This window comes from Photobacterium sp. 2_MG-2023 (genome assembly GCF_030547675.1).
Classification (GTDB): domain Bacteria; phylum Pseudomonadota; class Gammaproteobacteria; order Enterobacterales; family Vibrionaceae; genus Photobacterium; species Photobacterium arenosum.
Window position 1 is genome coordinate 14,667 of the sequence record NZ_JAUOQQ010000014.1, and the last position, 14,915, is coordinate 29,581.

A 14,915-nucleotide genomic window follows, 5' to 3' on the forward strand; every position below is an offset into this window, starting at 1 on the left:
CGTTATAATGTCACGTCTGACTGACCACCCATATCCCAATAAATGTCAATCATGACAAAGGGAGATGCTGATGAACGGTTGCGAAGTTGATGTTCCGAATGACGCGGTATATAGACAACATCACCCTGTGAGATATGTGTGTGCTCACCATTGATTTCGAGCTGACATTCGCCACTCAAAACAATAAAAGCTTCCTCTTCATCATGAGAATGGCGGTCAACATCTTTGCCAGGCTCAACAACAACCCAAATACAGCCAAACTCAGTAAGAGGACGGCGGGTATTTACCTTATTATCCCATGGGAATAACCGGCGCAACTTACAATTGTACTCATCAGTAAATTCAGCCGCTGTATTTCTTCGTATATATTTTTCGATTGTTGACACTGCTGTTTCCATTGCTTAATCATCCTTTATTTAATCAACTTTTTTTCAATACTTTCAGCTATATTCCATGAACGCAGTGAAAGCAGACTAAATGACCCAGCGTCACCAAAACCATGAGTAGATTCACAAAGACCATTTAAATAAAATGGAGGTGCAGCATTGATTGGTTCAAGACTATAGTCACGGTTTACATGGAGTGATTCATCTTCCCGCAGGTGAAAATGCTGCACAATATCCGACAATAATGGATGGAAATACTCCTGATTTTCTCCGCCACCCATATTCCGAAATCCGGTTGCTAAAATTACACCGTCCACAACCAGTTCTTTTTCTCTGCCTGAAAATTTACTCTTCGTAACAAGAACTACATTGTTATTATTTTGTTCAAAATCAATAATATCTGACATATTATGAATGGTGATACGTTCACGGCCATCAATTTTATTTTCATACATCTTTGCGTAAAGAGAATGAATAACATCATGATCTGCGGAACTGTAATTACTACGCCATAAAGTCTGCGTCAGATTTTTCTGTTCATCAAGAGGCAAATTATAGAAATCATTTACAAATTCAGGGAAGTATATTTCCTCAGTAAACGGACTGACATCTTTTAACTGGTAAGAATAACTTCTCAGAATGTTATGTATCTGCATATCCGGAAAACGTGCCGATAAGTCCAGTACCAACTCAATGGCGCTTTGGCTGCTCCCTACAACTGCGATGGATTTAATTTCTGATTCATGTTCCCACTGTGACAGTGACGATGTGTAGCGAGTAAAATGCGCCACACGGGATAAACGTTTCTCTGCAAACACGGGAGGAATATAAGGTGTTCTGCCGGGCGCAAATGAAACACTTTTCGCATAAAGTGTTCTGTTCAGGCTCGTGTCAATGCGCCAGAAAATCGGATTGTCGCTATCACGGGAAATACCAATCACCTTTTCACCATAACTGACCCATTTATCAAACTTCCTTGCGACCCACCTTACATAACGGGCATAGTCCTTACGCAGTGGAAATTCTAAACCTAAATTCAGATACTCGAACAATCGATCCTCTTCTTTCAAGTAACTCAGAAAACCATAAGGACTGACTGGGTTTCTGGGCGTTACAAAGTCCCGTAACGGATTATGTTGGATATCCGAACCATCCAACAACATCTCCGGTTGCCAATCAGGAGCCGTGTTACTTTCCAGAAATAACATAGATGATGAAAGGTCTTTTTCTTCCAAAGAAATAGCCAATGCAATGTTTCCAGGACCAAATCCAATCCCTATCAAATCATATTCATTGCGATTCATAATAACTCCTGCTGAGCAACTTCACTGTTTAATTTTCTCTCACAGGCTGAATCAGCCAGCGTTTCTTTAATTACTGAAATAATAAAATTTGCACCATTCAATAGCTGTTCCCTGGAAACAGTCAAAGCTGGCATACATTTAAGAACCTCATCCCGTGGTCCACAAGTTTCAATAATTAACTGTTTTTCAAAAAGTCGCTTACTTAATTTTTTGGCAAAGGTGTTGTCAGCAAATTTCATTCCGATCATCAGGCCCCGACCGCAGACCACAGCAGGAACATTCAAGTCATTTAATTTTTCAGTTAAAAATGTACTCAATACATGGTAATCACTTCGAACTTTGCGAGACAAAACATCATTGCTCCAAAATTTTTCAAGTGCAACTGTTGCAGTTACCATGGCTAAATTGTTACCTCGGAATGTGCCATTGTGTTCGCCAGGAAGCCAACAGTCATATTGCCGGGAAATCAGATTGACCGACATCGGTAGCCCAGACCCGCTCAATGATTTAGAAAGACAAACAATGTCAGGTTTGATGCCGGAAAATTCAAAACTAAAGAAGTCTCCGGTACGACCGCAGCCCGCCTGGATATCATCAATAATCAACAGAGCACCAATATCTTTCGCCAGCTTCGCAATCCCTTGTAGCCATTCAGCAGAAGCACAATTTAAGCCGCCTTCGCCTTGAACGCACTCCAATATGAAAGCCGCCGGAAGTTCAACGCCGCTTCCCGGATGACACAACATATCTCTGAGGAAATTGATTTGCGTTTCGTGATCACCAAATGAAAATTGATCATAAGGCAAACGCAGTACTCCCGGCATTTGTACGCCCGTGAGTTTACGTTTGGAATCATTCGCAGTAACCGCCAATGCGCCAAGTGACATCCCATGATATCCGCCAGTAAAACAGGCAACGGTATGACGACCTGTGATCTTTCTGGCCAGTTTTAACGCCGCTTCCACAGCATTGGTGCCTGTTGGCCCTGTAAACTGAATCTTATAATCCAGACTTCTCGGTATCAGAATATGTTGATTAAAAGCAGAAATAAATTTCTCCTTTTGTGTTGTGTACATATCCATTCCCTGAATGATTCCGTTATCTTGCAAATACTTGATTGCAGCTGAAACCATATCGGCATCATTATGGCCATAATTCACAGATCCTGCACCAGAGAAGAAGTCTAGATACTCAGAACCATTCTCATCATAAATGATTTCATTTTTTGCTGATGCGAAGAGAGCAGGAAAACTGCGACAGTAACTTCGCACTTCTGATTCTAGATTTTCAAAAATGGAAAAAGTCATATTGTCCTCACTAAGAGTAATACTCTATTTTAACTGGTATTGAAACCAGCACGTTTTACCCACGCCTTCTGTTTTGTCATAAAGACGCTGTGCAGTTTCATTATGAAGTTGTGTTGCCCATTTCAGAGAGTTATATTTCTGTTGTTCTCTCATCCAATCATAGGCAAACTTAATTAACTCCTGACCAACACCTTTTTTCCTACACTCATTCAGAACAAACAAATCATTTAAAAGAACACTTTCAACGGCACTAACACTTGAGTACGTGAAATATAATGTAATAAAGCCAATAGCCTTACCTGATGAATCCAGGTAAATAAATTGCCTGCCTTTATCATGCTCACTGATAAATTTACTGAAAAATTGATAGTTCACTTTTCTGTCTGGCTCTGCAACGCCATAAAACCTTTGATACAATTCCATTAAATCTAATAATTTTTCAAAATTGCTATCATCAACACTGACAATACGTCCTTTAGACGCAATTACATAACTGCGATTCACCGAGCTTCCTCCTCTTTTAATATAATTTTCTCTTTCTTTCTGGATTCAATATATGAGCCGAGAACAGACAATACAACGACACTCATAATGGCAAGCAAAGAGTAAAATGACAATTGTAAGCGACTATCAAAATACTGGAATAAAAATACAAACAGAGGCGTTAAGAGTAACAGATAAGAGACTTGTCTTGGTGGAATAAGAGCAATACCCTTTTGAAGCATGAACAGTGGAATAACATTTCCTAATATTGCAATAACAACAAATGCAAAAGCATGTTCTTGGATATCATTCACAATGTTACTCCCCATATAAAATGAAACTACGAGCAACAGGAAAAAACGCATTGACATAAGTTGGTATAAATTAAATCCATTTTCATAAATTTTCTTAGAAATAACATTAACTATAGCCATACAAAAACCAGTCATGATGGCCATGATAAACCCAAGTGTTAACTCATGATGACCATCATTCGTTACCGATGAATAGCCACCGGTAACCGTTAATCCGACAATAACCATACAACCAATCGTCAAAATACTGACAAACAATTTAGCTTTGGAAAGCTCACTAAACGCCTTCCAAACTATCAAACTCACCAATAATGTCGCCAGCGGATTAATGCCATATATCGTAGCAGCGGTTAATGCGGGTTCAATATACTTCAGAGATATGTATAAAAACAGCCATGAACCAAGTGTTCCAATATTAAGTACGAGAAAAAGAAAACTATCCTTGATTGTTATCGTGGCTTTATCTTTCTTGTTAAAATGATTCATGAGTGCAAAAGTCAAAGAGATAATTGCAAAATTTACAAATAGGATATTGTAAATTTTGACACCCTGAAGCAACGATCCCAGCCAAACAGACTGAGCAGCAGAGAGGACATCAAAAGTGAGAACAAACATCACACCTTTATTCATTCTAGTATCCATAGTTTACCCGCATTCTCCATTTCACGAATACGCTGCGTATCTGATTCAAGAGCCTGCAGGCTTTGATTCGCTAGAAAAATACCCCCAGGACTGTCAAACAAATTACTTGTTTCTTTAATCTCCTGACCTACTTCGATATTCCAGAAGGACAATGTATAAGAGGAAAGGGTTCCAGCCCATTTTTTTCCCGGAATCGAGGATACTTTACCTGTTTCATAATTTATCAAGGACACTGCTTTTGAATGCTTTGACCAAACAGGAGGTTTACTGGTGCGCTCTTTAAATCTTTCTGGATCAATTGCAGCATCCACTAAAAGATCTAACTGTGATACATCTGAGAAAAACTGCACATTACGGGGTGCTTTAGCTCCATGCAATCTGGCCCCGACTTCAATAAGAACCGGCCCTTCATCATCAAACATAATTTCAATATGAGCCGCGCCAAAACAAATGCCGAGTGCATCCAACACGGCTTTGGCATAATCAACAATCGCAGTAACTTCAATAGTCGAAGGATGAATAAATATTTCTTCCACATAAACTATAGCACCGCTATGCAATTTTTCCTTTCGATACAGAGATACATTCGTAACATAATGAAAGCCATCTAAGCTGACGCTATCAACCACATATTCATTCCCTGAAATATACTGCTGAGCTAATACGTCATCATTATAATTACCTAAAAGATCTCTTTTACCGATAATTTCATCCATTGCCATTTGAATCTGATCTGTGTTTTCACAGAACTTCACACTATCGGTACCGGCTGAACTTATTGGCTTAATAACGACCTTTTCAATCTGATTTTTCTCAATCCACGGAATGAGCGTTTCATAATCTGAAGTTCTTACTTGTGAAATTGAACGAAGCCCAACCTGAGCAATTCGCTCCTGCATAAGATATTTATCACGCAGGCAAATTAACAATGAAGGCTCACAACCTGGCAGCCCTGCTTCATTAGCCAGTTGGTTTGCCAGCAGTACACCGCTCTCTGAACCTGGAACAATAGCTTTACATTCAAACGTTTTGATAAAGTCCAGAATTTCAGACCGATTTTCTTCGTTAAAATGTATGTAATCAACAAAGTTATCTTTGAAGTAAGAGCCCTTGAACGCATCAGGGATGTCAACTGAGCTATGGATACAAACGCAAGCGTACCCCCTGCCAAAAAACTCATTTGCCAGATATTGCCCACTAGAATAAGGATCGACAATCGCAACTATATTCATCATGTGTCACTACCACTACTTTGATATAAAATAGGTTACCAAAGTGTTTCTTAGTTGTAAACGTTACTACCCATACCTTATCAGCATGTGATCTTGGAATTACTCTTATTGTTGGAATAATTATCTAATTTAATATTTCCCACTCAATAAAGTCAAAAATAATGAACTCAATAAAAAATGACAAAACACCCTTACATTTGGAGCACATTCAATTAATAGCAGATGATCTAACTTTAAAATAAATAGTGTATAGTTATTTAATCTAATGATGGTTTTTATCATTTACTTTATTTATAAAATTAAATCAGAATAAAAAACCGAATTAGAGAAAGAGAATTTTTTTATGAAACAATCTAAGTAATTGAATATATAGGACTTTACAAAATAATATTCAATATGGACTCTCAAAATATGAAACATTTTTTGAGCCGAAAATCATAAAATTTCCTTAACAGCAATATCAGATTCAAGCTGTCGCCAAGAGCACTACGACTCACATCATACAATTCAGGAAGTGATTCTCAATTGCCGGAGCAAAGGATACGTAAGCGTTCACCAGTCTCCGATTGACAGCCACTGAAGTGTGACCGACAGCACTGGATCCACCATTTCCTATTGAGTGAGCCTTTCTAAATAACTGTTCCTAAATGTAGATCACTGGTAAGTAGAAATTGAAAGGAACTCGGTAGCGTTTGTGCGATCTGATCAGTCGCCAAACATCCAAAACTCACAAAACAGTACCGAGTGCCATGATTCTATGTAAGCGGTCAATAAACCCCACATACCAATAACGCGCGCGCTTTGACATAGTGCCTTTTTCAGCGGAGGTACTATGAACCAAGAACAAAAGCGCGCCCATTGGGTATCGATCGTGGAACAACAAAAACACAGCCAGCTATCCATCAAGCAATTCTGTGCAGACAACGACATCAGTTATCAAACCTTCTTCTACTGGTCCAAGCGGCTGCGTTCTCCTGACGTGACGCAGACGTTGCAACCCATCGTCTTCGATGAACATAACCACTCGCAGTCTGAGTCGGTGATCATTGTCTTTGCCAACGGCATTCGCGCTGAGTTACCCGCGATATTGAGTGCGGCTCAGATCAAACACTGGGTGGACGCCTTGCAATGACGCCATCCGGTAAGGTCTTTCTGGTCTCCGGCGTGACAGACATGCGAAAGTCCATCGACGGCCTTTCGCTCATTGTCGCCAAGCAGCTTGAGATGGATCCGTTCAGTGAAGCCTGGTTTATCTTCTGTAATCGGGGACGGGATAAACTCAAAATCCTGTTTTGGGATACGAATGGCTTTTGGCTTTACTATCGCCGACTGGAAAAAGGCACTTTCAAGTGGCCGCGCCCCAATCCTCATGGTGTTATCACCATCAGTAAACCCCAGCTTCATTGGCTGTTATCTGGTCTGTCGCTGGAGAACAGCAAAGCCCATCGCCCCCTGAACGGGCTGGAAGTGTGACGCTTGACACTGATCATCATATTGCGCTTGAACGATCCTTTTTAGCCGTCACACTGGACAACCTTCAATGTTGTAAAGACGATGCCCCATGACTGACTTCCCTGATGATGTAGAACAACTCAAAGCGATGCTGCTCAAGCTCTCGCAAGAGAAGCAAGCGATGGAGGAGGAAGTCGCCGCCCTGAAAACCCAGGTACAGCTACTGGTTGAACAGCTTAATCTCAACAAATCCAAACGCTTCGCCGCGCAAAGTGAAAAAGTCGCCAAAGGCACCTTCAACGAAGCCGAGCAGCAGAATGCCTTGCCCAAGCCAGCCGCCGAACGCGGTAAAACCGGCCGTAAGCCGCTGCCTGCCAACCTTGAGCGAGAAGTACAAAACCACACCTTAAATGCCCCGTATTGCGACTGTTGTGATGCACCCTTACACGAGTGCGGTAAAGAAGTCAGTGAGACACTGAAAATCCTGCCGCAGAGAGTCAGTGTGATCCGCCACGAACGCACTAAGTATGCCTGCCGTCAGTGCGAGCAGACGGCAGAGACCAGCAAGGTGGTTACCGCCCCGAGGCCGGCCAGCATGATCCCCAAAAGCCTTGGCAGTGCGGAGGCCTTCGCCGCTGTGGTGACGGCTAAATATGTCGATGCGCTGCCGCTTTACCGTCAGGTTGATATCCTCAACCGCTCAGGCATTGATATCAGCCGTGCCACCTTGGCCAACTGGTGTGTGCAGCTAGGCAGCAAAGTTCAGCCCATCATCGATGCGATGAAAGCGCAACTCCTCAAGGAGCCTCTCATCTGTGCGGATGAAACGACAGTGCAAGTGCTCAGAGAAGAAGACAGGCAGGCGCAATCCAAATCCTACATGTGGGTTTATCGCAGTGGCGAGTATACTGACAATCCGGTGGTGATTTACGACTATCAGCCGAGTCGGGCGGGCGCCTGTGTACGTGATTTTTTAACGGGTTACGTCGGCTATCTGCTGTCAGATGGCTATAGTGCTTACGACACACTCAAAGGGGTCACACAAGCCGCCTGCATGGCCCATGTCCGCCGGGAATTTACCGATGCGCAAAAGGCCTCACCTTCAACGAAAGCAGGTAAACCGGAAAAAGCCCTGACCTTCATTGGCAAGTTGTACAGCATAGAGCGGCGAGCAAAAACCCTGTCAGCAGAAGCGCGGCAACAACTCAGAATGCAAGAAAGCCTTCCTGTCTTGAATGACTTCAAACAGTGGCTGGATAGTCAGCATGTGTTGCCCAAAGGAGCGCTAGGCAGAGCCATCATCTATGCAAAAAACCAGTGGCCGAAGCTGCTGACCTACCTTGATGATGGCAACATCAGTATTGACAATAATGTGACGGAGCGAGATATCCGGCCGTTCACGACAGGCAGAAAGAACTGGATGTTCTCGAACTCAGTGGGTGGAGCGAAGGCCAGTGCCAACCTGTATAGCCTGGTGATGACGTGTCGAGCGAATGATATCAACCCTAATTACTACTTCCGGCATCTGTTTACAGAGTTGCCCAAACGTTCGGTGGGCGATGATATGTCGGGCCTGATGCCTTGGAATGTTGATCTGAGTGGCATTGAGTAGGGCTTCACTGCTTTATTGAGCGCTTACGTTGAAGCGGTACACCGCCAGTTCCGCAAGCTGACCAAAACCAAGGGCGGCTTCGCTAACGAAACCAGCTTGCTAAAGCTGCTCTATGCGGGGATGTTGAAGGCTTCTGAGAAGTGGACGCATCCGGTACAGAACTGGAATCTGACGTTATCCCAGTTGAGCATCCACTTCCCGAATAGGGCAGGGCGGGATTATACTTTCTCGCTCTGCCTTTTATCACCAGATTCCACCCCAAAAAACATCTCCATTCGGAAGTCATCACTCCAGCAGGAGCACTTTATTTTTCGGCGTTTACTGATTGATTTCGGGTGATGCTGCGCCATGTTCAGTGCTACTCGTCTTAGTAGAGCAAAAACTTCTGCCGCCTCTCTGTCTCCCAGTCGGCTGGCGTCTTCTCGGTATGTCACATCCAGCACCCAATGTTGTTGATTTTCAATGTGCTAATGCTGCCTCACCGCTTTGCCAGCCAACTCCGGCTCCACATCTAATGAGCTGACATAATAGTGAGTATCTAATGTCCCTTTTCCTTTGTGGCTGCGACTCCGCTCCACCGCGATGACACTCTTTATATCAGGCCAGAGTGAGCTTATCTCATCGGGGAGGGCCGACACCATCTGAAACACTGTCCTTTCTTCTCGCCGTCCATGATTATCATCTCGGGTAGAGTGGCTGGTCAGTCCTTCTCCATCACATGCCCAGTAAGGCTCAAATTGTTGCTGGATTGCCGTGAGCAATTTGGGCTGGTTTTTCTTTACCTGAATGACAAAGTCTGCACCTTTCTCTGTGATTTTCTTTAGGGTCTTTTTCTGGCAATGTAAGGCATCCATCGTCACGATAGCCCCTTTAATTTCAAGGCAATCAAGCAACTGCCTGACCGTGTCAATTTCTTCACTTTTTTGCTTGGTCGATTGCTGGCAAAGGACGAGGCCTTCTCCGGTATCAAAAGCGCTGACCAAGTGCAGGGCCTTGCCTTTGCCCTGTTGATTGACGATGCCGCGAAGGGTTTTACCATCAAAGGCGATGATGGGCTGACCTTCGCTTTCCCGCTTAGCATTGACCCAAGAAAAGAGCGACTCTACCAGCACTTCTATCTTGACGCCTTTAACGATACGCGCGATCGAATGTCGGGTGGGAATACCGTTGTCAAATGGTCGATACTTGCGCAACCAATCAAGCTTATTCACTCCAAAGTCCTCGATTTCTTGCCAGCCTTCGCATCCTGAAACGACCGCAGCCATGACGAGAAACATGATATCGACGAGGTTATGTTGACGGTTAACGTGGCTACGAGGGTCTTCAATAAGGGATAAGTGAGTAAAAAAGTCCATGTCAGCAAAGCTCATAAAGGAATGAATACCGATCAGATCGCTGTAAAATCAGAAAGTTCCATTAAAATTCAAAGTATGATCCCGCCCTGCCGAATAGGGTCGATCAATATGTGGATCTGTGACTTATGCTGACACAGAACTATGAACAGCCTCCCCGCTTACGTTTTAACTGGTCGCTGAATTATCTGTATGATTAATCAACCAGAATACTTCTGTATACATTTTGCTCCAGATGCCTGATTTTATAATAATTATCATTGAGTTCACGAACAGTGCCAGCAGCCATAAATATGGTCCCGGGGGAAGTTCCAACTGAAAATGTTTTTTGAATTGAGTCTCGCCCTGTTAATGATGACTTGACTGAAAAACTTGAGTTTATAAATGAAAAATCGCTCTCATTTAAATCCCTTGAAATTTTCCCTTCAACATTTGACCTGAGTGAAACTCTCATCATGTTTAACTGATGATCCATTGGTTCATAATCATAATCTCTTCCAAGGTGATAACACTTGACAGATTCATTAATATGATTACTTCCGACTGTTGCGTTAAATAATACCGGGCAAATACCACCATGAAGCCTGCTGTTTATCTCAATAAGCACCGGACCGTCTTGATCAATCATCAGCTCTAAGTGTGAGGGACCAAATTTAATCCCCAAAGCATCAAGGCACTGCTTAGAGTACTCGATAAGCATCTGATACTTTGTATCTTTAATGTTTTCCAGCGTCATGTAATCAAGCAATGGAACACCCATATTTTCTCTTCTGACTTTCCATATTTCAACCACATGATGCTCACCAAAAGATGAAACTGTATTTACGATAAACTCCTGACCGATAATTCGTTCTTGAACCAAAAGACTATCAATAATATTCCCATAAATATTTTTACCACCAACAACTTTAACTAAAAAGTCGCTCGCCACAATTTGATTATCAAAACAGGCTGTATGGTTTACGCCTGTACCGACGACAGGTTTTAAAACCAAATTCTGATGCCCCAAATTGTCTGCAAACAGCATCAGTTCATCCTCATTATGAACAAGTCGCTGGCGGATCGATCTGATATCAGAGTTTCTTAATTTTTCATGGGTACAGAACTTGTTAATTCTAACTTCCGAGTCATAATCATTCGCTTTCTCTGGTAAATATTTATTTTGCAAGAAATCTGTATACTCAACCGCCGGGTCTGATCCTGCTATGAAATTCTGAACTGGCTCAGATTCAAGAAATTCAAATAAAGAAACATCATCTTTGAAAAATTTTTTATCATATAGACTTAAATTTTGCATTCTGATGAAATAAATTGGCATGTCCAACTTAGTTTGAACATGTGCAATTTTATAGCCTAAATTTTTAAAAAGTTCAGGATAATAAGAACCAGAAGAAAATCCATCAATAATTACAATCCAACCACTCATTTCAACCTCATGATTGACCAATCCGAACAGACATGTTTAGCGCAGGAAACAATATCTGGCAAACCAAAATCAAAACTCTCAAATCCTTCAGTTTTAAAGCTTTTTCTCAGTTGTTGATCATATCTTTCCTTCATATCTGGACAAATGAACACTATCGGTAATTCGCTATTTAAAGATTCATACTTAGATACTAAATAACCAGCACCACTTGTGTAGCCAAAAAACAATGCTGTCTCTTTAATTAAATCAAGGGTTGCTTTTTTTATATAAGTTGACGATAAGTAGTGGACCCGATCATACAAATTATGGTTCACATTCTTAGGCACAATCGCACTTCCAATTCCTGATATATCTCTGATACCATTCTCTCCACCAAAAATTACACTACCAACTAGATCGATACCGATAAGTTTTGTATCAGGTTCTGCATCAGACAGGCCCTGATATATTCCACTCGTTGAAGCACCAGAGCCAACAGCACCAACCAATTGAACCGCGCCCAACTGACCAGCAATAAATTTTCCAATCGCTTCATAGCCTTCACTATGCTCCGGTGAATCATACTGATTTAACCATAGTCGAGTCTCTGGCTGTTCAGAGATGTACCGCGTTGTAAAATCAATACGCTCATTCTGACTCAGTTTATTATCAGAAATTTTAATAACTTTTGTTCCTAATGCTTTCAGCATCATGCGAAAATTTTCATCGACAGATCCATCGATAATAATCGTGGATTTTAATTTCATCTGTTTTGATACGATCGCAAGTGACATTGCATAAGTACCACTCGATGTTTCAACCAGTTCATGAATCGTCGGATCAATCTTGTTCTCAAGTATCAACTTATCAATCACGAACTTTACACTTGGAACCTTCATATATTTAAAACTTAGAGCATAAATTTTATTTGAAACCTTTATCAAATCAGGTGAAGAATAGTATTCAAGTGGAGACTGATACATATTATACCTTAATAGAATGGAAATAGGAGTAAATATTTAACCCACGTTTATATAGTTCATTTTGAATAGAGTTCGTGAGCTGTTCAGATTCTTCGTTAACAGGGAAATATAAGAAAGCAACAGTACCAGAATGAGCAACACTAACACCAACATGGAACATTTCAGAAATTTCTATCAGCTCTTTCAGACAAGACTTATTTAATACCCTCTGATTAATCTGAGAACTTTGCAAGCTAAAATTATAGAGTTTATTGATCGATAACTCATTTTCAGATAATAAGGTCTTCACCATATCATCAAAATTTTTAATTTCGTTCTCAGAATATTCTATTTCACTATTGCTCGTATCATGAAAACCGCCATCATCAACAACAATAAACTGAAGATTTGGTAAGTTGATAAACCCAAGCAATATACATTCAGATTGCAAAAAGATAGAAGGCTTATAATAAAGAACCGGATCTGAACGTTCTATATTTTTTAAAATATTTAAAATAACATCATCTCTATCGGGTAAAGCATAAAGTTTAAAGAAAGCACGACAGGTAGCAACAATATCAGCAGAAGATGTTGAGAATCCTTTCGATGGTATAATATTTGATGGACTATCAATTTCGACGACTAAATTATCTTTGATTCCAAACTTTTTTTTAAGCATATGGATCGCTTTATATGCCTTCAAGTATTTATCTTGGCGCACATGTTTATCAACCATAAAAATCTTTGCAGTTCTTTTAGACTGCACAGGCACTGATACCAAGAAATTCACCAAGTTTCCATTTATTTTTATTTTCCCCTGAATAAGTTCACCAATCGAGATTGGACAGCTATGTTCAACACCATTTATGATGTATGCTTCCGCTAATATTTCACTAGACAAAATTTAACTCCAGTATCAAATTGAGTGCTATATTTTATTCTCATCGTATTAACGACATAGTATTATCTAATTATTGCAGTGCGAACACTTTGAAAAGGGATGAAATATATAGCACCAACTATCAATGACATAAATACAAATAATAACAACGTATTCAACCAACTTCCTGTCAATGCATAAGTAAGAACAATGAGTGAAACTCCAATTAACTCAAACAGTTTGTTAATTTGAGTAAACTTACCCATGTTTTTACCAGAATTTAGATTACTCGTTAAATTTTGATTAATCACGATGCTTGTCGGTAACATTAATCCAGTTCCGATGCCCATCATTAATGATGAAAATCCGAAAACATAAGATTCGTAATGGAAATATAGCAGTGAGAAAAAGCAAATCAGACTAATCAACGAACACAACTTACCAACTCCCATAAGGTAATAACTGTTCGTTAGTGAAATTTTTGTTTTCGAAATAATTAGACGGATCGAGACAACACCGATTCCATAAAGTGACATCAGAAAACCGATTTCTTCTAATGAGCTACTTTTTGTGAATAAACTTGGAATAAATAAGAAAAAAAAGGCAACATAAACATACATATAACTACCAACAATGGTATTAATTAATGCTAGTTTTGGTATGCTAATTTTAGAATCAGAATTTATTGCTTGCTCTGTGATATCTTCACTTAAGACACGTTTTTTTAACAAAACAAACAAAGATAGTATGAACATCACCAGTAAACAAGTCATCACAATTGCACCTGAATCCAGACTATACTTTTCTTTTACCGAGAACAGTAATGGTGCCGACATTCCTGTAAAAGAGACAACAAAAGCTAGTGTGTATATTCCCTTACTACCAAAATGAATTTTACATAACTTAATACATCCAATATTTACAATGACAGAAAGTGTCGAAATTAATAGTGTCATGATAAACAACATATAGATGCTTAAATCGAACAGAGACACAAACAAAAGGACGATAAACGTTGATACTGCCATCACTTTTTCAACAGGCAACTTATCTACTATGGTTCCAATGTATCCTCCCAACAGGATTGGAACTAAAGAGAATAACACAGTCATCATTAAAACAGATTCACCCAACATAGGTGAATAACTGCTTATAGAGACTCTCATAAAATTATAAACTGAAAATGCTATAAAAAAATATAAATGCAGGATATACATAACTAAACCCTTTCATTGAAATGGAAGTAAAATTCATCTATTTTAATACAACGTTTGCGCTTGACTTTTTCTTTGTATTTTTCTAATTAAATGAACTCAATCGTATTATTCTGTGCATATTTATCAACATACTTTAAAACCTTTCAGCTATTCCTCGTTTTCAATAATAATCCGAGACATATAAATCATTTAAAATCCAAAGCGGCTTTAATTTCACCGGAGAGGAATTAGGATATATTTAACTGAAGCCAACAATTAAACCATCAATCTCTGCAGCAGGAAATAGATAGTCATCTTTTTAAACCTGGCCTTTAAAAATAAAAGTAAGCAGCAGCATCAGAATTTTGCTGATAAATAATACGATATT

13 protein-coding genes and 2 pseudogenes are annotated in these 14,915 nt (G+C 40.2%); 4 read left to right on the plus strand and 11 right to left on the minus strand.

Features of this window, described 5'->3' with window-relative positions:
* Window positions 1–2: 2 nt before the first annotated feature.
* Genes Q4491_RS12595 through Q4491_RS12620 form a run of 6 tightly spaced genes read right to left on the minus strand, consistent with a single transcriptional unit; the run spans window position 3 to window position 5,671 of the window.
* Window positions 3–398 (minus strand): cupin domain-containing protein, encoded by a 396-nt coding sequence (locus tag Q4491_RS12595; protein ID WP_218385010.1) that lies wholly within the window; start codon window positions 396–398, stop codon window positions 3–5.
* 14 nt (window positions 399–412) lie between these two features.
* A complete protein-coding gene (locus Q4491_RS12600) occupies window positions 413–1,690 on the minus strand; it encodes a SidA/IucD/PvdA family monooxygenase (protein WP_237795422.1) in 1,278 nt (425 codons plus the stop codon).
* Complete coding sequence (gene ectB, locus Q4491_RS12605; protein ID WP_218385015.1) at window positions 1,687–2,997, minus strand: diaminobutyrate--2-oxoglutarate transaminase; 1,311 nt, start codon at window positions 2,995–2,997, stop codon at window positions 1,687–1,689. Before ectB ends, Q4491_RS12600 begins: the two co-directional genes overlap by 4 nt.
* Before the next feature lie 24 nt (window positions 2,998–3,021).
* On the minus strand, window positions 3,022–3,501 hold the full coding sequence (locus tag Q4491_RS12610) for a GNAT family N-acetyltransferase (RefSeq protein WP_218385016.1): 480 nt from the start codon (window positions 3,499–3,501) through the stop codon (window positions 3,022–3,024).
* Entirely contained in the window at window positions 3,498–4,424 is a 927-nt protein-coding gene (locus Q4491_RS12615) for a DMT family transporter (protein ID WP_218385018.1), read from the minus strand. The genes Q4491_RS12610 and Q4491_RS12615 overlap by 4 nt, the downstream gene beginning before the upstream one ends.
* Complete coding sequence (locus tag Q4491_RS12620; RefSeq protein WP_218385021.1) at window positions 4,421–5,671, minus strand: ATP-grasp domain-containing protein; 1,251 nt, start codon at window positions 5,669–5,671, stop codon at window positions 4,421–4,423. The genes Q4491_RS12615 and Q4491_RS12620 overlap by 4 nt, the downstream gene beginning before the upstream one ends.
* Before the next feature lie 829 nt (window positions 5,672–6,500).
* Here Q4491_RS12620 and Q4491_RS12625 point away from each other — a divergent pair.
* The 4 genes and pseudogenes from Q4491_RS12625 to Q4491_RS12640 form a co-directional block, all read left to right on the plus strand.
* Window positions 6,501–6,800, plus strand: coding sequence for a helix-turn-helix domain-containing protein (locus Q4491_RS12625; protein ID WP_218385023.1), 300 nt, complete (start codon window positions 6,501–6,503; stop codon window positions 6,798–6,800).
* Complete coding sequence (gene tnpB / locus Q4491_RS12630) at window positions 6,797–7,141, plus strand: IS66 family insertion sequence element accessory protein TnpB (RefSeq protein WP_218385025.1); 345 nt, start codon at window positions 6,797–6,799, stop codon at window positions 7,139–7,141. The genes Q4491_RS12625 and tnpB overlap by 4 nt, the downstream gene beginning before the upstream one ends.
* 88 nt (window positions 7,142–7,229) lie before the next feature.
* Window positions 7,230–8,732: an IS66 family transposase gene (locus tag Q4491_RS12635; protein ID WP_218385027.1), complete on the plus strand. Its 1,503-nt coding sequence runs from the start codon at window positions 7,230–7,232 to the stop codon at window positions 8,730–8,732.
* Between the two features lie 27 nt (window positions 8,733–8,759).
* A pseudogene (locus Q4491_RS12640) lies at window positions 8,760–8,930 on the plus strand (IS256 family transposase); the annotation flags it as partial.
* Between the two features lie 20 nt (window positions 8,931–8,950).
* On the opposite strand, the pseudogene Q4491_RS12645 reads toward Q4491_RS12640, so the two are convergent.
* From Q4491_RS12645 to Q4491_RS12665, 5 genes and pseudogenes are all read right to left on the minus strand, one after another.
* Window positions 8,951–10,087: pseudogene (locus tag Q4491_RS12645) on the minus strand (ISAs1 family transposase).
* 193 nt (window positions 10,088–10,280) lie between these two features.
* Entirely contained in the window at window positions 10,281–11,510 is a 1,230-nt protein-coding gene (locus Q4491_RS12650; RefSeq protein WP_218385029.1) for an ATP-grasp domain-containing protein, read from the minus strand.
* Window positions 11,507–12,472 (minus strand): pyridoxal-phosphate dependent enzyme, encoded by a 966-nt coding sequence (locus tag Q4491_RS12655; RefSeq protein ID WP_218385031.1) that lies wholly within the window; start codon window positions 12,470–12,472, stop codon window positions 11,507–11,509. The genes Q4491_RS12650 and Q4491_RS12655 overlap by 4 nt, the downstream gene beginning before the upstream one ends.
* Window position 12,473: 1 nt before the next feature.
* The gene (locus Q4491_RS12660; RefSeq protein WP_218385033.1) at window positions 12,474–13,352 is read right to left on the minus strand and encodes a hypothetical protein; all 879 of its coding nucleotides are present in this window, start codon (window positions 13,350–13,352) and stop codon (window positions 12,474–12,476) included.
* 62 nt (window positions 13,353–13,414) lie between these two features.
* Window positions 13,415–14,467, minus strand: a complete 1,053-nt coding sequence (locus tag Q4491_RS12665; protein WP_218385035.1) for a hypothetical protein — start codon at window positions 14,465–14,467, stop codon at window positions 13,415–13,417.
* Window positions 14,468–14,915: the final 448 nt, after the last annotated feature.

Coding starts and splice junctions, on each gene's coding strand:
- Q4491_RS12655 (WP_218385031.1), bottom strand. CDS start 12,472: ATGTATCAGTCTCCACTTGAATACTATTCTTCACCTGATTTGATAAAG.
- Q4491_RS12620 (WP_218385021.1), bottom strand. CDS start 5,671: ATGATGAATATAGTTGCGATTGTCGATCCTTATTCTAGTGGGCAATAT.
- Q4491_RS12625 (WP_218385023.1), top strand. CDS start 6,501: ATGAACCAAGAACAAAAGCGCGCCCATTGGGTATCGATCGTGGAACAA.
- Q4491_RS12615 (WP_218385018.1), bottom strand. CDS start 4,424: ATGAATAAAGGTGTGATGTTTGTTCTCACTTTTGATGTCCTCTCTGCT.
- Q4491_RS12595 (WP_218385010.1), bottom strand. CDS start 398: ATGGAAACAGCAGTGTCAACAATCGAAAAATATATACGAAGAAATACA.
- Q4491_RS12635 (WP_218385027.1), top strand. CDS start 7,230: ATGACTGACTTCCCTGATGATGTAGAACAACTCAAAGCGATGCTGCTC.
- Q4491_RS12665 (WP_218385035.1), bottom strand. CDS start 14,467: ATGTTGGGTGAATCTGTTTTAATGATGACTGTGTTATTCTCTTTAGTT.
- Q4491_RS12600 (WP_237795422.1), bottom strand. CDS start 1,690: ATGAATCGCAATGAATATGATTTGATAGGGATTGGATTTGGTCCTGGA.
- ectB (WP_218385015.1), bottom strand. CDS start 2,997: ATGACTTTTTCCATTTTTGAAAATCTAGAATCAGAAGTGCGAAGTTAC.
- Q4491_RS12650 (WP_218385029.1), bottom strand. CDS start 11,510: ATGAGTGGTTGGATTGTAATTATTGATGGATTTTCTTCTGGTTCTTAT.
- tnpB (WP_218385025.1), top strand. CDS start 6,797: ATGACGCCATCCGGTAAGGTCTTTCTGGTCTCCGGCGTGACAGACATG.